Annotated in this window: 17 protein-coding genes and 1 other RNA gene; 7 read left to right on the forward strand and 11 right to left on the reverse strand. The window is 36.4% G+C overall.

Translation table 11 applies throughout. The features are described from left to right. Positions 1-82: 82 nt before the first annotated feature. From PULV_RS09090 to PULV_RS09110, 5 genes are all read left to right on the forward strand, one after another. Positions 83-1,156, forward strand: a complete 1,074-nt coding sequence (locus tag PULV_RS09090; RefSeq protein WP_086743755.1) for a porin — start codon at positions 83-85, stop codon at positions 1,154-1,156. 13 nt (positions 1,157-1,169) lie between these two features. Next, the gene (locus PULV_RS09095; protein ID WP_193331510.1) at positions 1,170-1,583 is read left to right on the forward strand and encodes a type 2 periplasmic-binding domain-containing protein; all 414 of its coding nucleotides are present in this window, start codon (positions 1,170-1,172) and stop codon (positions 1,581-1,583) included. A gap of 198 nt (positions 1,584-1,781) precedes the next feature. Continuing rightward, positions 1,782-2,137: a transfer-messenger RNA gene (ssrA, locus tag PULV_RS09100) on the forward strand. Between the two features lie 202 nt (positions 2,138-2,339). Further along, the gene (locus tag PULV_RS09105; protein WP_193331511.1) at positions 2,340-4,358 is read left to right on the forward strand and encodes a site-specific integrase; all 2,019 of its coding nucleotides are present in this window, start codon (positions 2,340-2,342) and stop codon (positions 4,356-4,358) included. A gap of 7 nt (positions 4,359-4,365) precedes the next feature. Further along, positions 4,366-6,993 (forward strand): toll/interleukin-1 receptor domain-containing protein, encoded by a 2,628-nt coding sequence (locus tag PULV_RS09110; protein ID WP_193331512.1) that lies wholly within the window; start codon positions 4,366-4,368, stop codon positions 6,991-6,993. A gap of 22 nt (positions 6,994-7,015) precedes the next feature. On the opposite strand, the gene PULV_RS09115 is transcribed toward PULV_RS09110, so the two are convergent. After that, entirely contained in the window at positions 7,016-7,312 is a 297-nt protein-coding gene (locus PULV_RS09115; RefSeq protein WP_193331513.1) for a hypothetical protein, read from the reverse strand. A gap of 291 nt (positions 7,313-7,603) precedes the next feature. Here PULV_RS09115 and PULV_RS09120 point away from each other — a divergent pair. Beyond that, a protein-coding gene (locus tag PULV_RS09120; RefSeq protein WP_193330725.1) for an IS3 family transposase occupies positions 7,604-8,751 on the forward strand; the annotation gives its coding sequence in 2 pieces (ribosomal slippage) (positions 7,604-7,838 and positions 7,838-8,751; 1,149 coding nt in all). Positions 8,752-8,902: 151 nt separating this feature from the next. Here the strand turns inward: PULV_RS09120 and PULV_RS09125 are convergent. Genes PULV_RS09125 through PULV_RS09135 form a run of 3 tightly spaced genes read right to left on the reverse strand, consistent with a single transcriptional unit; the run spans position 8,903 to position 12,039 of the window. Further along, positions 8,903-10,351: a radical SAM protein gene (locus tag PULV_RS09125; protein ID WP_193331514.1), complete on the reverse strand. Its 1,449-nt coding sequence runs from the start codon at positions 10,349-10,351 to the stop codon at positions 8,903-8,905. Beyond that, complete coding sequence (locus tag PULV_RS09130; RefSeq protein ID WP_193331515.1) at positions 10,344-10,946, reverse strand: NAD(P)H-dependent oxidoreductase; 603 nt, start codon at positions 10,944-10,946, stop codon at positions 10,344-10,346. Before PULV_RS09130 ends, PULV_RS09125 begins: the two co-directional genes overlap by 8 nt. A 1-nt stretch (position 10,947) precedes the next feature. Next, entirely contained in the window at positions 10,948-12,039 is a 1,092-nt protein-coding gene (locus tag PULV_RS09135) for a pentapeptide repeat-containing protein (RefSeq protein WP_193331516.1), read from the reverse strand. A gap of 955 nt (positions 12,040-12,994) precedes the next feature. Between PULV_RS09135 and PULV_RS09140 the strand changes: the two genes are divergently transcribed. Beyond that, positions 12,995-14,623 (forward strand): B12-binding domain-containing radical SAM protein, encoded by a 1,629-nt coding sequence (locus tag PULV_RS09140; RefSeq protein ID WP_193331517.1) that lies wholly within the window; start codon positions 12,995-12,997, stop codon positions 14,621-14,623. Between the two features lie 89 nt (positions 14,624-14,712). Here PULV_RS09140 and PULV_RS09145 read toward each other — a convergent pair whose 3' ends face one another. From PULV_RS09145 to PULV_RS09175, 7 genes are all read right to left on the reverse strand, one after another. Next, positions 14,713-15,672: an FHA domain-containing protein gene (locus PULV_RS09145; protein WP_086743758.1), complete on the reverse strand. Its 960-nt coding sequence runs from the start codon at positions 15,670-15,672 to the stop codon at positions 14,713-14,715. Between the two features lie 99 nt (positions 15,673-15,771). After that, a complete protein-coding gene (locus PULV_RS09150) occupies positions 15,772-16,695 on the reverse strand; it encodes a GGDEF domain-containing protein (protein WP_193331518.1) in 924 nt (307 codons plus the stop codon). Between the two features lie 133 nt (positions 16,696-16,828). Beyond that, positions 16,829-18,355, reverse strand: coding sequence for a hypothetical protein (locus tag PULV_RS09155; RefSeq protein ID WP_193331519.1), 1,527 nt, complete (start codon positions 18,353-18,355; stop codon positions 16,829-16,831). A gap of 8 nt (positions 18,356-18,363) precedes the next feature. Next, positions 18,364-19,317, reverse strand: a complete 954-nt coding sequence (locus tag PULV_RS09160) for a hypothetical protein (RefSeq protein WP_193331520.1) — start codon at positions 19,315-19,317, stop codon at positions 18,364-18,366. A 48-nt stretch (positions 19,318-19,365) separates the two neighbouring features. Beyond that, positions 19,366-19,608, reverse strand: a complete 243-nt coding sequence (locus tag PULV_RS09165) for a hypothetical protein (protein WP_086743762.1) — start codon at positions 19,606-19,608, stop codon at positions 19,366-19,368. 14 nt (positions 19,609-19,622) lie between these two features. Continuing rightward, complete coding sequence (locus tag PULV_RS09170) at positions 19,623-23,495, reverse strand: TOMM system kinase/cyclase fusion protein (RefSeq protein WP_193331521.1); 3,873 nt, start codon at positions 23,493-23,495, stop codon at positions 19,623-19,625. A 138-nt stretch (positions 23,496-23,633) separates the two neighbouring features. Then, positions 23,634-23,975 (reverse strand): hypothetical protein, encoded by a 342-nt coding sequence (locus PULV_RS09175; RefSeq protein ID WP_086743764.1) that lies wholly within the window; start codon positions 23,973-23,975, stop codon positions 23,634-23,636. Between the last annotated feature and the right edge of the window lie 116 nt (positions 23,976-24,091).

Here is a 24,091-nt window from a genome sequence, read left to right on the forward strand (position 1 = left end):
GACAATTATTCGATTTTTATAAATCCTGACTATACTTCGAGGTGCGGATAGCAAGACATATTATCTAAATCGGGGATAAAATATGAAGACAACACTCGCAATCGCAGTACTTGCAGCGTGCGCTATGCCACTGCATGCAGATGTAAACATTTCGGGTTTTGCCAGCGTCAATGCTGGTAAAGTGCTGAGTGGTGATGGGGTACCCCACTACGGCGTACCACCCACATTTTTAGCAGACTACCCTATTGTTAGTGCTTATACGGAAGAGTTTTCTTTCGAACCTGAATCTCTGTTTGGTCTGCAAGTTAAAGCTGACTTATCAGATGGGCTCAGTGCAACAGCGCAAATTGTTGCCCGAGGAGCAGAAAACTTCGATGCTAAATTCGAATGGGCATATTTATCGTATGAATTAAATGAAAACTGGACAGTTCAAGCGGGTAAAAAACGCTTACCTCTGTTTTATTATTCTGATTTCTACGATGTCGGTTATGCCTATGTCTGGATGAGACCTCCAGCAGATAACTACACATGGCAAATCTTCAACTACAACGGTATCAATCTTCTCTACACTGGTGAAATTGGTGACTGGTCGATGACCGCAAATATTTATGGTGGCCGTGAAGACGATGAAGAAAATAAACTACTTTCGGAGTTTTTCTTTTTAGAGCCGACAAGAGAAATTTGGAAAGACATTTTAGGTGGTGTTATTAATGTCAGTAATGATTGGCTTGAGATTCGTGCCACTCACATGATGTACACCAATGAACGCTATAATGCTGCTGGCGAAAAAGTCACTTGGGATGGTAAAGACTACCGTGATGGTAAATTCTATGGCCTAGCCATGAATGCAGACTTTGGTAACTTATTCATTTTATCTGAACTCAATCGCTTAGATCTAGATGGTAATTTAGACACTTGGATGCTCAGTATGGGCTACCGCTTTGACAACATCATTCCTTACATTTCTTATGCTGATTTTAGTCAAGAAGGCGAAGATGGTGAGGACCACAATACGACTTCATTCGGCGTTCGTTGGGACTTTCACTCCTCTGCAGCGTTTAAAGTACAGTATGACATCGTCAAAGATAACTCATTTAGCTTAGCTGTTGCCGGAGATAGTAAATCACTGACTTTTGGCGTAGACCTTGTCTTTTAATAGGAGCAAAAACATGAAACTATCATATTTAGCATTTGTTTCGGTCGCTTTAGTTAGCACATCTGTTTTTGCTGAAGTGGCCGTAATCGTTCACCCATCCAATGCCAATGCCATTGACGCCAATGCGATTGCTAAAATTTACACCGGTAAAATGAAGTCTTTCGATGATGGCAGTAAAATCATTGCGATTGCTCAAGATTCAGGTAATCCAATTACGGATGAATTCAACGAAAAAGCACTAAAGAAATCATCAAGCCAACTGAAAGCCTATTGGTCAAAATTGGTTTTTACGGGTAAAGGAACGCCGCCTAAAGAAGTGAGTAATGACGCCGAAGTCATTAGCTTAGTTGCATCTAACCCAAATACAATCGGCTTTATTTCTTCAAGCGCGACTGACGGCACGGTAAAAGTAATCCAAACATTTTAGTTTATGACCTCTGGCGAGAAGTTCTCCTTCTCGCCATTATTTCTGCAACTCGGTTAAATTATCAACAAACACACCTTTAAAACCAAATAAGCACGCTAATAGCTTGTGCCTGAAAGAATTAGTGCGTTATACTCGCCCTGTCGAGTCACTGGCTATGTAAATAGTTTTAGTGGCAAACATCGAACTGAATTTAATTCAGGGGCTGATTAGGATTCGACGGAATTCATGAAGCCTTAGGTGCATGTCGAGGTGCGGTTTGCCTCGTTAAAAAGCCGCAATTTAAAGTAATCGCAAACGACGATTCTTACTCTCTAGCAGCTTAGGCCGCTAGCGCTCCTTCCATGTATTCTTGTGGACTGGATTCTGGAGTGTCACCCTTACACCTGATCGCGACGGAAACCCTGGCCGGGGTTGAAGCGTTAAAACCAAACGGCCTCGCCTTTGCTTATCGTGTTCGTCCGAGATTCAAAGGTTAACTTATAGACGATACTAAACATGTAGGACCGAAGGTCGACGCTTTTCGGACGGGGGTTCAAATCCCCCCAGCTCCACCACTTACTTCGATTTAGTGCTTGTAATACAATAAGTTACAAGCACTAAGTTGAGTATCTTTCTAGTAAAAACACGATTTACCCCCTAATTTTGCAGGTGATACACTAAGGTGAGTCACACATGCGTAATCCAAGCTTTATATTCAAAAACCGCTTTAATACTTATTATTTTCGTCAAAAAACCCCAAAATATATTCTAGATTAATTGCCAAGCGCCAAAAAAGAAGTCAAGATATCCCTGAAAACAAAAGAAAAATCAAGGGCTTTAGTATTAGCCAGACAACATAAAGTTAAATTTGACGCTTTATTTGAAGCACTCAGGGAAATATCACCAATGGACAGGGGTCAACCTTTATCATTTGATGAATTAAGTTTTAAGCAGCAACAATCAGCAATGTTACAACAACGTGCTGTTGAAACAATTCAAGATCAACAATATACCCAGCAACTTTTCTTTTTATTTGAACGAAAAGATCGCATTAAAAATACGTTTAATAATATTGAAGCATTACAAAACTATTCATTAACTGATATTGATTTATCTACTATAGATAAAATAAATCACTTTATTGCTATTGTTGATTTACTCTCTGATGAAACTTTATCTGATCCAGCACCTTATATAGAACAAATACACTGGAAACCAGCACCTAAAGAAATGAATTACCATACTCGTACTGGTGGTATTGCAAAAGAAATTAAATTTAATCGCATGGTGATCAAACGTAATAAACAACCAGAAAAGCAAATCACCAATCCGACTCAATTAAAACGACAATCAACAATCGCACGTAAGAATGTAGGTAAAACTTTAGTTGGCTTACTTAATAGTGAAATTAATACAGGTGAAACGGCAGCACTTCGTACTCAAGCTGATGATATTCATCATAGTGAAGATGTTATTTTAGAAGGTGTCACTCTTGATAATGAACAAGATGTAATTAATTTTGCCAAGCTTTGTAGTTTATTAGAAAAAGGTGATTCAGTATCTCTTGCTGATCTAAACCAAGTCTCCCGCCCTGTTGTTGTATCTAAACACATGCATAAAATGTCAGAGATATTTAAAAAGTTTTATAAAGAACGTTCATCCGAATGGAAAAGCGAGAAAACCAAAACAACAAATCTCAGTATTTATGACTCATTTATTGAAATCACGGGTGATATATTTGGCACAGAACTCAATTATGAACATTGTCGTGACTATATTGAAGTACTACAAAAACTTCCAGCTAATCGCAACAAGTTAAAACAATTTAAAGATAAAACGATAAATGAAATTTTTGATATGGAAGGCTCATTTAAACCTATGTCAAAACAGAATGTGAATAAATATGTTCGCAGATTATCTGAAGCTTTTGGGTGGGCAAAGCAACGCAAGTTTATACCTGACAATGACTTTAAAGAAATGCGTGTAAAAGATAAAAATGAAAAAGTCAGAGCACAAGATCAAAGACAACGTTTTAATGACAAAGATTTAAATTCAATATTTAATTCTGATGATTATATTAAAGCAAAACATAATCGAGCCTTTAAACACTGGTTGCCATTACTTGGGCTTTATAGTGGAGCAAGATTAGAAGAGTTATGCCAATTAAGGTTAGAGGATGTAAGGCGTGAAGGTGGTATTTGGGTTATTGATATTAATGATAAAGAAGACAAACGCCTTAAAACACCGAACTCAAAACGTTTAGTTCCAATCCATAAGACACTTATAAAGCTGGGTTTTATTAAATATGTAGAACATTTAAAGCTGTGCTTTAAAGATGGTGTATTACTCACAAACCATGTATTCCCTGACATTACTAAAGGTCGTGATGGTTACGGTCATAACCCAACAAAACGCTTTGATGCATATTTAGCAAATATCAATATTAGAGAAAAAGGAAAATCATTTCATAGTTTTAGACATACCTTTGCTGATGAAAGAAAACAACAACGTAAGAATCCTGTAATGACTGCCGAACTAATCGGTCATAAGGTAGATAGTGAAACCCAAGGTCGGTATGGCAAAGATTACGCTATCAGTACCAAGAAAAAAGAGCTTGATGAATATGAACCACTTTCATCAAAACAGATTAAAAATATCAGCCCCTTTTTAATCTGGGCTGAACTTTGCCCACAAAATACAACAAGAGCATCTTTTCCATTAGTTTCGAAAAATAAATTTATAAATAAAAGTAAATTATTAAAAGAAGCTTTGAAAAATAAAATATTTATTAAGTGATAAAATTATGAATGAAAAACCAAAGTTAAATTTATTCATTAGTTATTGCCATGCTGATGAAGATAAAAAAGAAATGTTTGAAAAATTCCTTGTTACTTTACGTAAAAATGGGGAAATCACCGATTGGAATGACCGAAAGATTGATGTTGGCTCAAAATTTGATTCTGAAATAAAAAGAAACTTAGAAGAATCAGACCTTATTTGTTTGTTAATTAGTCAAGACTTTCTAAATTCAGACTATTGTATGAATGAAGAGCTTTTCAGAGCTTTAAAACAAGTAGATGATGGAAAAAGTAGAATAATCCCAATTATTCTAGATCACTGCATGTGGCTTGATACTGAAATAAGTAATTATATGGCTACTCCAAAAGATGGTAAGCCTATTTGTGACTTTATACCTGAGACAAAAGCTTGGATGGAGGTCATGTCACAAATTAAAACGGTTATAAAAAAACTTGAGTTAAAACCTTTAAAAAAAAAAGAAGTTTTAATTACTCCTGAAGATTCTGAAGTGATAACTGCTGATAAATTACTTCTGCTTAAAGACTCTTTCATTGAGGAGATTAATAGTACAGAGATAACGCTTCAATCCCCTCACAAAGAAAATGTAACTTTACAGGATATTTTTATATATCCTGATTTTAAATTTCTAGACGATGATATTTCAGAACACGAAGTTACAAGAAACTCAGAGTTCTATTCTGAATTAAGTAGATTTCCAACACATTCATTAGTTGTTGGTGAAGAACAATGTGGTAAAACAAGTTTCGCAAAAATGGTATTTAAAACAGCTATTAGTGATGGGGCTATTCCTGTTCTATTGAAGGGTCGTGACATTAACAAGTCAGATATAAACCACTACTTAGAGCGAGCTTTGAATTTACAATATGATAATCTAAATATTGACCAATTTAAGCATAATAATAAAGAAAAAGTCCTTATAATTGATGATTTATCAGATATCAAACTAAATCATGCCTATTTAGATAAATTTGTAAGTCGAATAATGGATACATTCGATAAGGTTTTATTTTTATCCGATGAGTCTATTCGCTTCGATGAGCATAAAGCTAATATTTTTAATAACTTTGAACAATTTGAATTACTTCAACTTGGCTATGAACGTAGGGATGAATTAATAAAGAGGTGGCATTCACTTGGTCGAGAAGAAGAGATAGAAGATGAATATCTAATTAATTTAGTTAAAACAACAGCTACTCATTTAGATATGATAGTAAGAAAAAATATAGTTCCAAGAAAACCAATTTTCATTCTAATGATTTTGCAAGTATTAGATTCAGGCAAACCTTCCGATTATTCATTAACTTCCCATGGATATTGTTATCAACGGTTAATTGAAGAAAATTTAAATAAAGTAAAAATAAAACCTGAAGAAATTGAGAAATATATTAATTACTTATCACAACTCGCATTTTATATGTACGAAAAAGAAACTTATAGTCTCAACGAATCTCAAATGCAGCACTTTCATAAGTTTTATAAATCAAAGTTCAACCTAGGTACTAATGACCAAGTTATAGAGAAGCTGCTAGATTCCAAAATTTTAAAATTATCTAATGAAAATTACTCGATTAGATATAAATATATTTATTATTTTTATGCTGCTAAATACATGTCTAATCATAGTGAATGTTTAAACTTTGTAGAGCAACTTTGTCGTAAAACACACATAGAAAAAGATTCCAACATCCTTATTTTCATTACTCACCATACTAAAAATGATGATGTTATTTCTTTAATTACAGAAAAAACAACACAGATCTATAAAGATACTAACGAGGCTTTACTTGATAGAAGTGATACAGAATTTTTAAGAAAATTTATGTCTAATATACCCAAGTTGGTCATGAAACAAAAACATAATGTAGATGAAGCCAGAAAAGAAAGCCTAAGAAAACAAGATCAATCTGAAAATAAATCTGAAAGATTTGACATAGAGTCTTTAGATGATGATCCTGAATTTGATTGTATTAGAGATATTACTCGCTCAGTCCGAGCCATAGAAATATTAGGCCAAATAATTAAAAATAGACATGCATCTATTGAGCTTGGCCAATTAGAGACGCTCTCTGCTGAAGCTACAAAAGTAGGGCTACGTTTTTTAAGTTTTTATTTAAAATCAACAGAACAAGTTCAAACTGAAGTTATGGATATGATCCATTCTCATTTAGAAGATAATTTAAACTTAACGGTTGAGGAAATATCAAAAGAAGTTAGCAAAACATTTATGCAACTTGTATATCAAATCACTTTTAATGTTGTGCGAAAAGTATCCTTTTCTGTTGGCCATAAAGAATTAGTAGATTTATTCAGTGATATAGCATTAAAAGCTGATACTCCCGCATTTTACTTAATAGAAGCCTCTATGCTATTAGAGTTTTCAAGTAGTAGAAATAATATACCCAAAAGGAAGTTAGAGAATATTTGGAAAAAAGTTAATTCTAACTTTTTAGCTAAACGTCTTATGCAAGATGTAATATTACAGTACCAATACTTTAATTACGTTTCATATCAAGATAAAGCATGGATAGCGTCAAAATTAGAAATCCCTCTAGAAACACAAGAAATAGTTCAAAGTAATAAAAAACCCAAAGCACTATCTAGAAAGCATTAACTGACAATAAAAGGCAATAATTTTATTTATTGCCTTTTTGAAACTTTAAATTTGACTTCTGATGCTTCAAGGCAAATTCGGCTTCATTTTGGCTAAAATGTTTGCTTTGAAGTATTCGATATATATTAGTTTCTGCATCCCAGCCGTAACAACGAATAAATTTTAATATTATTAGTTTTCCCAATTTATCTACTATATATTCTCTACACCGAGATTCATTTTTATCTCTTCTTAATAGCCCAAAAATTCTAGATAACTTTTCTAGTTTAAAATCTATATGAACCCCCTCATGAGTTGATAAATATTTATAAAACGCCATCTGAGGCTCTTTTTTCATTTCCTTTAATTTTTCAAAATTAATATAAGTCATATCTGTGTTGGGTAAATAAAGATCACCAAGAAATGAAGCTAACTTAATTCTTATTACTTTATTATTAAAATCAAATTCAGGTTCATTGTTAAATAATCCTCCTTCTAGATAAGGAGATTGTTTTTTGTGAGTATATTTAAATTTAAAACTTTGAGAATGAAGCAGAATTAAACTTTTGGACTTCCCAGACTTTGCTAGACACTTTTAACAGTTACAATGTAACTTCAAATAGAGGTGTTTATGAGCAAAGGCAAACGGTATACCGAAGAGTTTAAGATAGAAGCAGTCAAGCAAATTACTGAGCGTGGTTATTCAGTTCAGGAAGTTGCTGATCGGCTTGGTATTTCAACTAAATCCCTCTATCACTGGCGAAGCCAGTTAAGTGGCAATAAAGCCGTTCGCCAGTCATCTGATGATTCGGTTCGAATTGCTAAGTTAGAGGCAGAGTTGAAGCGGGTCACGGAGGAAAGGGACATCTTAAAAAAGGCCGCAAGGTACTTTGCAAGCCAGCCAGAGTAAAGTACGCCTTTATCCGAGATCACCAGAAGCAGTTCTCTGTGTTATCCATGTGCCGTGTATTAAAAATCAATCGCAGTGGCTTTTATGCATGGCTTAAACAGCCGTTGAGCACGAGAGCGATTGAAGATAATCGCCTGCTCAAGCGGATAAAAGAGTTCTATATTGCCAGCGGCGGAACATATGGTAGCCCTTGGATACATCGTGATCTTCGTGAAGCGGGCGAGTCTTGTAGCGTGCACCGTGTTGCTAAAATTATGCGACTGAACAACCTTAGAGCGCAGATTGGTTACAAGCGCAAATACATCAAAGGCGTTAAGCCATCACGGATTGCAGATAACGTATTGGAGCGTGATTTTGCCCCAGACTCACCTAATACTGCGTGGGTGAGTGACATCACGTATGTGCGAACGTATGAGGGTTTTCTGTACTTAGCGACAGTTATCGACTTGTTCTCACGACGCGTTGTCGGTTGGTCGATGGATAAAAACATGGATAAGCATTTGGTTATCCGGGCATTATTAATGGCCGTTTACCAACGTCGGCCAGAACAATCTGTGTTGGTACATAGCGATCAAGGCAGTCAGTATGGCAGTGCAGATTATTTAGCGTTTATGAAAGAGCATAATCTTATTCCTTCCATGAGCCGCAGAGGAAACTGTCATGATAATGCGGTTGCTGAGAGCTTTTTTGCTACGTTTAAAAAGCGCGTGATCAGAAAGAAGATATATTCGACCAGAGTCGAAGCGAAGACAGAGATATTTAACTTTATAGAAATGTTTTACAATCCAAAAAAACGCCACTCGCATACAGGCGGTATATCACCTGCTAAATTCGAAGAAGCGTATTTTTTGAAACAACAGACTGTCTAGTGAGAGCTGGGAAGTCCACTATATGTAGTACAGAAGGTTACAAAACACTACAGAGTTATAATGTTCGTCATAGTAACCGTTAAAATAAAAAGTAGTTAAATTTTTTAACTGCTTTTTCATCCCAAGCCTATGTATAAAAAATTGGCTTGACTTATAAGTATGCTTTAGTCTGTAAAATATTTTTTAATTGATTTGTATCATATGAAGGAAACAAATCAAAATCACAAGAACGTATCATTTTTTGATGTTCAGAATAAGATAAGATTTTATTAATACTTAACGAATCCATTAGAAAAGTTCCAACCTCAGTATATCTTCGTCTACCTTTCGGAAGTAATCGACACCTACCTTTATATAATAAAATATAATCTAATTTAGAAAGGTAATTCAATTCATTTAATATTGTTTTATCTTGAAGCTCTTGTGAAATTTCAAACGACTCAAGTGTACCAAGCTTTAATATTAACTTTTTTCTCTTAAATTCACTTAAGCTCAAATCTGTGCTTTTCCAAATAGGTAATTGATTCATTTTAGTGCTATTTATATAGTGAGAAATATTAGGAGTATTGATATATTGCGATTGAGATTTTTTTGAAGGAATGTAACCAAAAGCTCCAGCCCCAACTCCAATTAAAGCATCTGAATTATACTTTCCATTTTGTTGAATATTATCAATGTTCGTCCTACTAAAAAAGTTTATAGGGCTTTCTATAAAATTATGCTCTTTCATAAAAAGTGTCATAAACTCTTCCATTACATCCCTTTCATACTCGCTTAAAAAATACTCTTTGTTATTTTTTAAAAGCCTAAAAAGAGGATCACTTGACTTAAACATCAAGGGATACCCTGTAATTGTAGAGACTGATTCATGGGATGCTAAAGCACGTAATGTTGATTCTAAGCTACCACGAGAATCTTTTGGTAAACCAATAATTAGCGAGGTAATAATTTCACCAACTCCATTTTCTTTAAGAAAATCTATAGTTTTTAGGTATTCATTATAGGTTTGTTTTTTTCTTCCTATTTTTTTTAAAATTTCACTACTTTTTGTCTGTAAATCAACAACCCCCTTCAACTTGCCAAAGTCACCTAAAATATTTACTATATCTGCATATTTATTTGGATTAGTATCTGCTAGGAACTCAAACTTCAATTCACAATCATTATCAATAATAAAATACTTATGTATAGCGGAAAGGATTTTATCCAATTCTCTAGCAGATAAAATAGAAGGAGTTCCTCCTCCAAATTGAATAGATTTGATCGTTACTCTTTGTGGAAAACGTTCAAAATAGTACTTTAGTTCTCTAATAATGGAATCGACATACAAAGAAACTATCGAGTGGTCACTTCCGAGTTTAATTTTATTTAAATGACAAAAAGAACAAATTATTTCACAAAATGGTATATGTAAGTATAAATGAACATTATTAACACAATAAAAATTTTTTTTTGTTGCTTTTTCATCCCACACTAATAAAGGAGGAATAAAACTAATCAAATAGTGTTCTTCTCTATTTCTTATAGGGATACCATTGTTTTTTAAATCCAAATTGTATTCAGAAATATTATCTTCAGCTAACTTCCATATTTCATCCATTATTAAATCCTTTCACCAAACTGCTAACTATTGCCTCTACTTCGTCATTTACATCTCGATAAACATTATATAAGTTATAGTGCCTTACATGGATTGGATTTATAGAAAAATCCTCTAGGCGATAGAACAATGCAAGTATTCCCTTTGAAGTAAATAACTCTTTCATTGATTCCTCATTACCATCACAACTTGTAATAACATTTATTTTTTTTAAAAATTTAAGTTTATTCTCTTTACTTTTCAACGAAGCTGAAATTGCCTCTCCTGCAACAGCCTGGATTAATATTTTATCAAACCATCCTTTTAATAAAGCTGGCATTCCATACCACCATATTGGGAAAAAAAATGAAATGGTTTCAGCTTCCCTAACTTCTTCAATTAACTTATCAATTTCTTTATTTTTTTGTTCTTCACTAACAATACTATATACAACACTATCCCACTCTCCTTTTGTAAGATAAAAATTCATATCATATTCATCTAAATAAAGGCATTTAAAAGCAACCCCCTTTTTTGAAAGTCTATGAATTACTGATGAATAAATACTATATGTAAGGCTCTGTCTTGATGGATGATTTACAATTAATAAATGCATATTAATACTTATCTTTGATTCGATTAAGCATTAAGGGAACATTAATCTCTAATCCTAATAATTTAATTGGCTTAACTTTTAAATACTCGCCAATCATAAACTCTTTATCGGATATCTTCCCTTTACTATCAGAAACCACATCAACATATTGGATTAAATCTCCATTTAAAGCAGACTTTCGTAAGGAGTTATTTTCGGCATATGCTAAGGACAGTTTTGACTTAAGACTATATAGTTCAGACATAAGCCTAGCTTGTTTAATATCTTTATCATGATTAATTTCAGTAAGTTCAATTGATGGAAGGTTCAAATATTGAGTTAATAATTCATATATTGCCTTTAAGGCAATGTTTTTATTTTTTGGCTTAATTTCAAATGTTGATTTTAAATCATCTCGTAGAAGAGTTGTATTTACATCAACATACTGATCTACCATGAATTGGGAGAAATAAACTAGGTACTGTTCACATGGAACTCTTATTTCATTAGGAAAACAAAATTCTACTAATATTCTTTGTTTATCATTTGACATAATAGATGTAGAGCCAATAATATCGATTTCACTGTTTATTTCTCTAATTTTATCAAATGTTAATTCGTTAGAAGTTACGTTTAAAAGTTTACTATTTATCCAATTGCAAGTTTCTATATTTTGAATATTCAAAAAAACTGTATTTTTCACAATGCAATTATCAAATACAGCTAAATCTAAATTGGTTGAAGATAATTCGCATCCATCAAAACCTGTACATTCAAACTTTGTTTTCTTAAGATTTGCCCCCCCTAAGCCACAATCGAAAAACTTACAATTTAAAAATTTACAATTAGTAAGATAAGTACCACTAAAAATTCCTTTATGTATTTCAACATTTTCGAAAATAGCCCCTCTTAGATCAGAGCGACTAAAATCAACATTAATTATTTTACAGTTTCTAATCTCAACATTTAATAACTTTGAATCCACCAAATACATATCTTTTAAATCTGTTTCCACGACTGAATTTTCGATACAGATTCTAGTCCCATCAACACCATCAGTTTGCACCCAAACCTTGTGTTTTTGAATTTTGTCATCATCAAATTTATCTATCACTGCTGAATCTCCTTGAGGTAAACTCTAATGTTAATTATGTAAAAAACAAACATGAAAAATTACAAAGCATTATCATAAATAATACATTGCACTTTATATGAAATAATTTCAACAAGTTACACTAAATAATTTACAAACAAGTCATTCATGGCTTCAATATAAAGCTAGCAACACTTTTAAAACTAACCTCCCATGAAAATGCATCATCGAATACCCATAGCAGCATTATTTTAAGCTCCTTCATTTGCTATATAACTTAATATCTACCCCTTTGTTGATACGCAAATCATAATAAAAGTAAGCAATCCTTTTTTGAAACCTTTTGATAATATCTCAACGTATATTAAGCTTTTATATATTTACCTTAACAGGTCCTTAAAGCTTGAAGTATTACACATCATAGCGAAGAATTTCGGTATTATACTAGCTGGTTCATAGTACCTACTGGTGATACACTGAATACTAATTCTAAATTTAATTGCTATTAACCAAACACCTGTAACATTTGGATTAGTGTTTAGAAAGGGGTGAGCCACCACCCAGCTCCACCACTTTAAAGTGTTATAAAAAAGCCAGTTAAAACATCATGTTTTAACTGGCTTTTTTTATTTGTGATTTTAATTAGTTTGGTTGAATACACTTAAATTCATGCTGCGGAGATTATTGCTACTCAATGGTTTTGCTGTATTAAATGGCACTCTAAAAACTTTTTAATACTTTTTGCCTGATTACTTCCATCATTTATCAGTCTTTCTTTTCCGCTTATTCTCTTCAATTATTAGTGCTGTTATAACTCTTTGAGCTGTATCTTTTTCTACTTTGTATAAGGCCTCCAATCAACAACTCATTATTACATTAGCGATTGCATACGCTACCCCAACAAATCAAATACTGAATAGCGCTGCGCTTTGCGGTATTATTAGCTTTAGAGATTTTAGGATAGTTAAGAACCACAATGGCAACCCAACAATTTGAGACACAACTTTCTATTAAACAAATAGATGCAACTGATGGTGTTACAACAAGCAACAAAGATAGCGTTTCTAAGCAAATCCAAACGGCTGATTTAACGTCAACAAAAATAGTACTTGCGACTATTAATGCGAAATATATTCACGCCAGTTTGGGCTTACGTTATTTGTATGCCAATTTACAAGAGCTGCAAAGCTGCTGTGAAATCAAAGAGTTTGTCATCCAAACTCGCCCGATTGATATTGTTGAGCAAATTTTGGCATCTAAACCGACCATCGTTGGCTTTGGTGTCTATATTTGGAATATTGTTGAAACCACCAATGTAGTGAGCTTACTGAAAGTAGTCGCACCTGAGATAAAAATAGTATTGGGTGGCCCCGAAGTAAGCTACGAGTCAGAGCAACAAGCCATCGTGCAATCTGCCGACTTTGTGTTAACTGGCGAAGCCGATCTGAGTTTTTATCAATTATGTAAAGACATTATCAATCGTACTGAACCACAGCAAAAAGTGCTCAAATCTAAGCCCGTTGAATTAAAAGACTTAGCGTTGCCTTACGAATATTACAGCGATGAAGATTTAAAAAATCGCCTGCTGTATGTCGAAGCCTCTCGTGGTTGCCCATTTAAATGTGAATTTTGCTTATCTTCTTTGGACACAGCGTCGAATCCGTTTGAACTTGAACTCTTTTTAGAGCAAATGGAAATTCTCTACCAACGTGGCGCGCGCAATTTTAAGTTCATCGACCGTACGTTTAATTTAAACATCAAAACCACCATGCAAATCATGCAGTTCTTTTTAGATAAAATGAGTGATGAGCTCTTTTTGCATTTTGAAGTGGTGCCAGATCATTTACCAAGAAAACTCAAAGAGTTACTCACCCAATTTCCTGAAGGGAGTCTGCAATTTGAAGTTGGGATCCAAACCTTTAACCCTGAGGTGCAGACTAATATCAGCCGCAAGCAAAACAACCCTAAGTCTAAAGAAAACTTAATGTGGCTAAAAGACAACACTCATGCGCACATTCATGCCGACCTTATTTTTGGTTTACCTGGGGAAACATTCGAGACCTTCAGAGACAGTTTTAATGAGCTTTACGAATGTCGCCCGCACGAAATTCAATTAGGGATCTTAAAGCGTTTAAAAGGTAGCCCGATTATTCGTCATACTGAAGGTTTTGATTTACGTTTTAACCCATTGCCTCCGTTTAATATTTTAAGTACAGATCGAGTTGATTTTGCCACGATGCAATTGGTGAATCGTTTTGCTCGGTACTGGGATATGATTGGAAACTCAGGGCGATTTAAGCACTCTTTAGCATTGATTTTATCAGACAATCCGTTTGATGAATTTTTAGCGATCACTAATTGGTTATTTGAAAAAACCGGTCAAACTCATCAAATTAATCTCAAACGTCTTTATGAATTGGTTTCGCAAGCTGTTGAGGCTTTATTTCCTCACAAGCATCAAGGGGTGATTGAGTTATTAGCGTTAGATTTTGCCGCTTCAAAACTAAAGGGTTACTTTGAAAACTTAGCCCTTTACAACACACAGCAAGCTGCAACTGTAACACAGCCTAAACTAATGCAGCGTCAACAGCGCCACCTTCAATAACAACCAATCGAAAGAAAAAGCTCAAGTGAAATAATCACTTGAGCGTTTTTTGACGAGGTGAAATTTGTACTTAACCTGTGTTCGGGTTACTAAACTACTTTGCGTGAACTGGTCACGGTCAATTTGCTGCCACCTGAAATATCAACATTGGCATAAGCAAAGCGCATTTCACCTGTTCGTCTTTCAATTGGCTGAGGCAGATGAGACGATTTTGGAAATGTATTCACCAATTGCTTTCTAAAACGGTAAATCTGAATGTTGACATGCCCTTCATTTTGCCCAAGCATTTTGCACAGAAGATCTTTATCTAACCAGCCTTGCTCTGCTTCAGTCACGCCCGCTTCTTTATCTTCGAGGCGTTTTCTTGCCAGTAATAACAGTAAATAATGGTGATTACGTTGCCCTAAATCATACTCATAGCCATCTAAGATAAAGCGTAATGACACATGCTCTTCATTCTGGCTGACATCAAAAAAGATCCCAAGTTGCGATGATTTAGGTAGCTCTACAGATTCTATGCGACATGTTTCATCACTGGCTTTCGCTTCAATAAATCGCCACTTTTCATCCAACGTACCCACTAAGTCACCTGTTGCAAGCACTGATATGCCCAATGGGCTTTCACAGATCCAATGACCATTAGGGGATAAATATAAGGTAATTTCTGGGTTTTCTTCGTTGGGCAACACAACCAAAGACTCTAACTCAATGAGCTTTAATCCTGTTGTCACAGGCACTAACAAACTTTTTGGCGGGCAATCACTTTCGACTTTCCAACTATCGGCATCTAATGAAGCAAACTGAATTACATCATCAATATGAATTCGTTGTTTGGTTCCTCGTTGAATGAGTTTACCATTCACATAACTGCCATTTGTACTCGAGTCTTGCAATAACCAATCCTCTCCATCCCAAAAAATTGACGCGTGCGTACGTGAAGCCTCAGGCATAACAAGCACAGTGTGGGATGTCGTAGGATGACGCCCAAAAATATGTTGTGTCAGTAAAGTCACACTTTCAGAAGTCGTTTGATTAGTAATGCGAGCCATGAGAGTTCCTTCTTAAATGCACGAAAATCCAATGATAGGATGCTTTGCCTTGCGTGTATATTACCTATTATTACAAATTTATTAACAAGTAGTGTTAAATTAATAAGTTAGCTTTTCATTCTCTGAAAGTTCAAAGCCATTTTTTCCATTTTCTTTGGCTCGATATAAGGCTAAGTCGGCCCGTTCAAACACATTACTCATTTCATCCCCTTTTTGGTAAGAAGCGCAACCGATACTGCATGTCACCTTAAATTGTGCCAATAAACGGTCTTCGAGCACTGCATCACGGATCCGGTTAGCGATATCAGGGATTGTCTGCTGCGTTGCTTGGTCTAATAAAAGCGTAAATTCATCTCCGCCAAAACGAAAAACAGCATCGTGCTCTCGGCTGCAGCGCTTTAGTACCTTAGCAAAAGACATGAGCACTAAGTCACCCATCTGATGACCAAAGGTGTCATTGACCCATTTGAAGTTATCTAAGTCGAGCACCATCATTGCAAAGCTGTGTGACTGATTATGATTTCGGTGCATCATATTTTTAAACGACATATCAAATTGATTGCGGTTCGCAAGCCCAGTTAAACTATCCACTAACGCCAATGTTTTCATTGCTTGATAGGCTAACGAATTTTTTAAAGGGAAGGCTAATACATTGATTAAAATGGTTAATACCTTTTTTTGTGCAGAAGAGAGCGTTTGCTCAAATTCGATGTCAAGCGTACCAATTTCTTGACCTTCAATGAGTATTTTTTCACAAACACTCTCTGCGCCTTTTTCAAATAGGGCCGATGACAAGACCCCATCTAGGTGTGTGAAGGTTAAGCCGCAAATAGGTAAACAATACCTAATGTGTTGATGGAAAATAGCCAATAACTCTTCTGGTTTCATCGTCGATTGTAAATCAGTGAGTAAATTAACCGCTGAACGATCGACGCTGCTTTGTTTTACCAAAGTATTTAAAAACAGCGGATGCCTACGAGCTAAACTAAAAAATTTATATGGAAGCCAAGTGCTTGCGGTCATAACGTTACTCAAAATTACGCAAAATCCAAACTGAGTTCTGCCAAAATTATTATTGCTATGACGACGATACTACTGCTTCTTTTTGTGCAATCAAATTACAGCATATTACACACTCATCAGCCGTAATTACGTGTTAATGCCCCTCTTTTTTCCAATGTGCATCATAAAAATTAAAACTCATATCACCATTGTTATGACCCCAAATCACCTTCTTTTGCATGCCTTGTTGCTTATAACCTGTTGCGATCGCCCCTTTTGCATGGCAATTCATACAAGAAGAGCTTTGGTAATAGGTGCGATTATCGGTCTTCACATTACCAAGTTGCAGAAAGGTTTCTATTACTTCGTTAGTTAAAAATACAGGGTAAGGGCCATAACCTGAATAATTGACGATTTTCCCTGGTAACTGAATTTGCTCCGCTGCTGAAAAGTCGGTTGTAAACTGTGTACCAACCAATTGATAAAACTGTAAAACCGAGCCTTCTACTGCAAGCTTGGCCTGAACTTGTTGGTTAATTGTTTGAGTAATTGGGTTGATGGGATCCATCAATTTAACTTGGGTTTTACTGCTTCCTCCATTTGCAACATTCACCGCACACTCTGGGCATTGAGGATCAAAAAATGACGGTGACTGCTCACTTGATGGTTCAGTAAGCACATTATCGAGATGCGTAAAGGTTGAAAACACCCACTTGGGTGACGAAGTGGTTTTTTGTGCGAGGTGAAAACCCACCACTCCTAGTTTTTTCTGCACGACTTTACTGGCATTATCGTCGGTTATTAGTACATCTGTATTTACATGAATATATCGGCTCACATCATCAGCGTCTGTTAGTACTTTCCAAGCTATTTTTAATTCAACCGGGCCACTTGGATCATTGCTATCAATGTCGCGCATATTCGTCGCTGGTGTACACGGGATCGAAGGTGCCCCTGTTGCATTAGATTTGCCATTGCACAATAAAAAACTACCCTGTGCAAACGACACTTCACCGTGACTGCTGGCATACGTTATTTGACCATCTAAGTTATACAGCTCATTAGTTTTAATAAAGTTGAATGCCACAGGATTCATGTATTTTTGGTAATAAACGGGATTATCTTGTTGATCAATTAACACTCCATCTGTGGCGGCATTAAATTGATGATCAACAACCTGATGGATACTCGACACTGCTGGGTTATATTGCTTGTTCTCAGTAAAGAGCCACTCTTTGGGTGCTGAACCATCCTCTAAAAAGACACTTTCAGTCGTTCTCCAATTGAGCCAAACAGGTGTTTGTGCCGACTTAAGATTCTCATCAGTGATTACAAACTCTTTATCGACAGCTCGGTTCACCGCAATAAACGCAGCCCATGAAAAAACATCGTATTGCCACGTTAAATAATTAAGCTGCTGCTCTCTTTTGAGCAATAAATCTGCTGACTGCTCTGCTTGTGAAACACTCACAACAGGCTTAATACTTTTACACAAATTTCGATTATAAGCCTCTGGCGGGTAGTACTTAATCGAAACAAGCGTTTCTGGAATTGTGGTTGGTAAGGGCCGTTCAAATGGGCACGATGTTGTTTCTAACCACGGTGGGTAAAGGCCTGCTTGATTTGCATCTGACGCTAAACTTGCACTGAGTAACAATAAAGATAAAAGGGTTTTTGTCATGTTTATTCTTATAATTTGAAAAAATGAATAGGCATCACTTGATGGTAATAATAAACTTTTAAAAGCGGTTGCTGACCATATTCAAGTGTCGCTTTAAAATATAAAGCAGCTTCATCCAGTCGTTTATTTTTATACCAAGCACTTACCTTACGTAAACACTCGGGCGAAATGTCAAAAAACTGCGCCAATTGCTCAGTAAATAAATCCGTTAAGTCATGATTTTGTTCACTTAACCAAGGGAACTCAATTTCAATTCGCGAGGTGAGATCGGCTTGAAATGACACGCTCACTTGAACTTCATCTAACCACTGTAAAAATCGATGATAAAAAGCGGTTAATTGCTGAATATCCCCCGGCCACTCAAGCGAATCCAATAAATCAAACAATGCTGCTTGGGTGAGTTTATATGTAAACTTAAAACGCAATTGACTGCGCGCAAAAGTAACCCCTAAGTGCTTCAGGTTATTGAGCTCTCCTGCGGCGAAAATTCTGGGCACTATGTACTGATATTGTTCGCCCACACTTCGATACACATCCTGTATCACTTGTTTGAGTAACTTTTCATCATTAAAAGCAGGATGCTGTGTACTTAAACAAAAGGACGGTAAAACCGGATACAAATTGTCTGCCCAATCGAAACTGAGCCAGTACAATTTGACCGGCCAATAGATGTCACCCGTTTTAAGCTTTTCGAGCAACGAAATAAAGCAACTCGTGCGTTCATTGCATTGTTGTGCAGATAAGTAGTGAATAAGTGCATTTATATTGTTATCACTGGTTTTAAATCCAAATAACACATCAAATGCATCACTATGTTTAAGCTGAGTTTCATAACAAATCACCTTAGGCGTGCCAATTTTCAACGCGAACAGTTGAGCAACATGCTTGGGATCTTGGTGGGTTAATAAGGTGGGAAATTGGCGAAAACGCTGTGTATCGATACACATTAACTCATTAGGCATCTCTGAATCCTAAATGGCCTATAACAGGCGTTATAGGCCTGATATTAATTACCAACAGGTCGGTATAATGTTTTCGACTTCACCACGAAGTGCTGCACAATAGTTTGCCCAATTAGCATCATTCACGCCTTGCTCAGCAAAACTTTTTACCACTGCTTTTTCTTCATTATCAAGTTCAAACAAAGCCATTGCTTGGTTTAAGTCATTGATCGCAAGCTTTTTTACTTCATCGTTATTGTTGACGTTATATGTAAATGACAACAAACCTTTTGGATAATTATTTTCACTCATTTTACTACTCATTTTTATAAATTAACTTTTAATGTTTCTAATAAACCTTTGGTGTACCTTAATTGTGTGTCATTTTGATGATGACTCACTAAATCACTGCATTGTCGAGCGATATCGTTGCGCCCCAATGCCAAAGCATGGTGCCCCAACACAATAAAGTAGAGCCCCCGATGCAAAAAGTACGCAGGGAACTTCGCTAAATTTTGTTCATAAACGGTTAAATCCCAACAGCCGACAGTTGGGTAATCAAGCACATATTGATGCATGGTGTTGTAACTTAACCAAAATGGATTATTCACTTTCTTAGCCAGCGCCAAACCTTGTTGATTAACTAATTGCGCTTGTACTAATAAATCAGCTTTATTTTCTGCCAAAGGAAACTGTAATAAACTCAACCAATTGAGTAAGCCACACACTGCGGACGAAAGCTCATCGAGGTTAATCTCCGACGTCTCTTGATTTAAAGCTGCGATATATTGCTCTGCTTGCGAGGTATTTCCCATTAAGATATTCGCCCCGGCAACAAAAGCTTTAGAGGTTAAAGTCGGGACAGTGCCAAAGTTTTCCACACAAAATTGTGAGTCAACAGGCGCAAGATTGAGCAATAACTCAAATTCATCATAATATTGTTGTGTACATGCAAATTCCCCCAGACAGAAGCTGGTTTGCATCAACATTTCATAAATAATCAGCTGAATTGAAATAGAGTACGTTGCTTTGTGCTCATACAAAGCCAAATTGATTTCATGGGCGGTGATGATATTACCTTTGGCATACTCCATTAACCAATTACCTCTTATCACAGAGAAAGATTTGAGTAAGTCGATTTGAGTTGCTTGCTGTTCATGAGCATTAAGTAGATGACTCGCTTTTTCTGATTGCCAGCCTTCGATAGCGACAAGGCATGCCGCGACAGCATTTCGGATATCATCCTCTGGATAAGCCAATTGAGCACTTAATTCATTATTGAGTGTCAAAGCACGCTGATATTGCACCAGCGCGTCATGATATAAATAGCGTTTAATGGCATTTTCAGCCGTATTAAGCGCATATTTAATCGCTAATGGATAATCTTGCGCAAGCTCAAAGTGCATAGAGATCTGCGCGCTTTCGGATTTTTTGTTTTCTAAACTTTGATACGCTCGCGCAAGTCGCTGATGATGGTTAATTTTATGGCTAGATTGAATACTTTCATAGGCCGCATCACGCACCAGTGCGTGTTTGAAAATATAACTATCACCTTCGACTTTGCGATGCTGAATAATTAAATCAGCGGCCAGTAACTCATTCAGATCGGTTTGCGTTTGCTCTTCGCTTCGCGCTGAGGCTGCTTGTAACAATTGGTAGTCAAACTCACGACCAATAGCTGCCGCTAATTGAACGGTTTCTTTCGAGTAAACCAACGAATCTAACTTCTGTTGTAATGAGTCTCGCAGCGTACTTGGGACCTGATCGAGCTTATCAGGACTGACAAAATCAATAATGCCATTGAGCTTATGCACTAATTGATTCTTTTTAAGCATATCCACTAATTCTTCAATGAATAATGGGATACCATCTGTACGGTTTATCAATAAATCAGTCACATTCGGCGCCACCACATCATGGCCAAATAAACTTTGGATAAATAAACGCGTCATCTGTGGGGGTAATTGCGTTAAATGTAACGAAGAGCAAGAATTAAACGCTAACGTTTCATCAAGCGCCTCACGAGAGGTGGTCACAATCAAACATTTATGTGCCTGTGCATTTTTCACTAAATAGACAATAAAATCTCGGCTGATTGGATCAACCCAGTGCAAATCTTCAATAATGATGACTTGTTTTAAATCACTGTTCAAATTAGACAAAAGCAACTGCGCAAGTACGGCAAACATCGCCATTCTTTGCTGCTCTATATTTAGGTTTGGCTCAGATAAACCATCTGGTAGAGGTAAATTTAACCAGGCCAGCAGCGTCGCAACGCCCTCTTCGAAGGCGTTTATATTGTCCGCGATACATAACGCTTGCTCATACAAAAGCTGCGCAGCTTCTTCGTCTGCGAGATTGAGCAAAGAGTATTTGTACTGAATTAAATTTAAGATAGGAAACAAAGCATTGTTTTGCTGCTCAGGTAAACATTGAGCAATAAACTGCGGGTGAGCCACTGCGTTATCACGAAACTCAAAAACTAATCGAGATTTGCCGATCCCAGCTTCACCATAAATATGCAGCCATTTTTCATTCTCTTGCAATCCATTTAGCTGATCGGATCTCGTTTCTAAAACTTGCTTCAAACGATCTAACTGTGCTGTTCGCCCAAAAAATCCGTGGTTGCGTCGATGGCCCCGTAAAAATCCAAAGGCCTCAGCTTGGCGCTCTGCGGTCAATAAATAGGTTAATTGCAATGTGCTATTTACACCAACAAGACAGCGCTGTCTGGGCTGAAACTCCAAATAACAATTTAAAATATTTTGCGATGACTGCGAGCACAATATTTGCTCAGGCTCGGCCATTGCAGATAATTCTAAGGCAATATTGGCGGTTTCCCCTTCAGGGCTAGTATCGGCAAAGCACGTAATAATCCCAGTATGCATGCCTATTTTGGCCTTTGCCTCAATCCCTTGACTGACCCGTAATAAGGAACTTCTTTTTTGCAGCAAACTTGATATTTCAAGGGCTGTTCGGGCTGATAACCGAGAGTCGTTATCACTTACTGTCGGATAACCAAAGTAAAAGAGCAGCTGATGACCTAAACTCCCAACATGGTACGCCCCGTAACGAATGGCAATATCGATACATTGATTTTTTAAATCGTGATGAATAGCTTCAATGACTTCACTATCAAAGTGCTCGTGAGTCATGCGTCTAAGGCTTATCGTCACAGCCAAAGCAGTAATTTGTTTTCGCTCAGTTTGACTGGTTTGGTTAGCTGCTTTTGCACTCACCATAGTGTTATCAGATAACGTGGTTTCAGAAAACTCATGTTTACTGTTATCTTGCCCCGATAAATCCCCAACCAGATTTGCAAAGTTAAGCTGACTTACTTCTGCAAATAGCTCTTGGGCTGTCACTGTGCGTTCGTGTGATTTTTTTTGTAATGCTCGGCGCAAAATAGCCGCAATAGGATGCCCCACTAGCGCCGCAGACAGTGGCACATTACTCTGGCTCAATTGTTTATGAAAGATTGAAGCGATGCTCGACCCTGCCATGGCCGGCTTGCCGGTTAAGCACTCTATAAATACCAAGGCCCAAACATAAATATCTGTTTTGACTGTGGGAGGCTCACCTCTTAATTGCTCAGGGGCACTGTAGGATGGTGTGCCAAGCGTTTCTTGTGTGAGTGTAATGCTTTTATAGTCGCTGTGTTGCGCTTCATTAATCAGTGTGCCGATACCAAAGTCGAGCACTTTAACGTGAGTTTTTGCTCCGGTTTGGGTCAACATGATATTGGCAGGTTTTATATCGCGATGGATCACACCCAATTGATGTGCATGAGCCAGCGCATCGAGCACTTGAGTCATGATCTCAGCCGCCACCACAGGTTTGAGCGCACCACTTTGAGTAATGACTTGTTTTAACGTTTGCCCCTGTACATACTCAAACACGGCATATAAAAGGTGATCATTTGAGCGGCCTTTATCAAGTAAACGTACAATGTTTGGGTGTTGCAGCTTACTAACAAGCAGAGTTTCGCGTTCAAAACGGTCAATATAACGTTGCTTTTTTTCAGCATCAAAATCGGTATTGATATTTAAAAATTTAATCGCAACTTCTTGCCCGGTTTTTAATAAAACCGCGCGATAAACACTTGCAAACCCGCCTTCCCCGATTTTTTCAATCAACTGATAAGCATCAGAGTTAAATTGCAGTGTGATTGGATCTAAATCAGACATACCTACATTCATCAGTTACTCTTATTGCTCTTCTGCTACTTAGTAAAAAAATACTACTTCAGCGTCCCCATATTATCAATAAAATCAGACAAATGAAGGCATACATCTGATTTAAATGTCGAATAAACACTCTAAAACAATACTTAAGGATTATGCCTTGGATGCAGGAGCTGATTCACTGACAGACAAGCGCACTTCAATTTGCTTTTCAATACGCTGACCATCCGGATTTAACAGTTCAAACACTATCTGGGCTTGACCTGCTTTTTTCATCACAAAACACCATTGTTTTACGCAAAATTCACCGATGGCGCGCACTGGGGGCTGAAATACATTCACATGTGCGACTTCATACACGTCGCTGTTATCTGTTCTAACTTGCCAATGATTTAATTTAGAAGGATTGCATTCTTTAAAGAAAAAAGCCTGCTCACCAATTGAAAGTTGGTTTTCGAAAAAGTTATTTAAAAGGTGCTGTGAAGATTCAGTCATGCTAAATAAATTCTGTAATAATGTGAATTAAATTAAGTGTCATCACTTAATCATTAGCACATCCATATGAAATGACTTTCTTCCTGAATGTTCATCATAAAACGAATGGCAAATTT

Source organism: Pseudoalteromonas ulvae UL12, from assembly GCF_014925405.1.
GTDB lineage: Bacteria > Pseudomonadota > Gammaproteobacteria > Enterobacterales > Alteromonadaceae > Pseudoalteromonas > Pseudoalteromonas ulvae.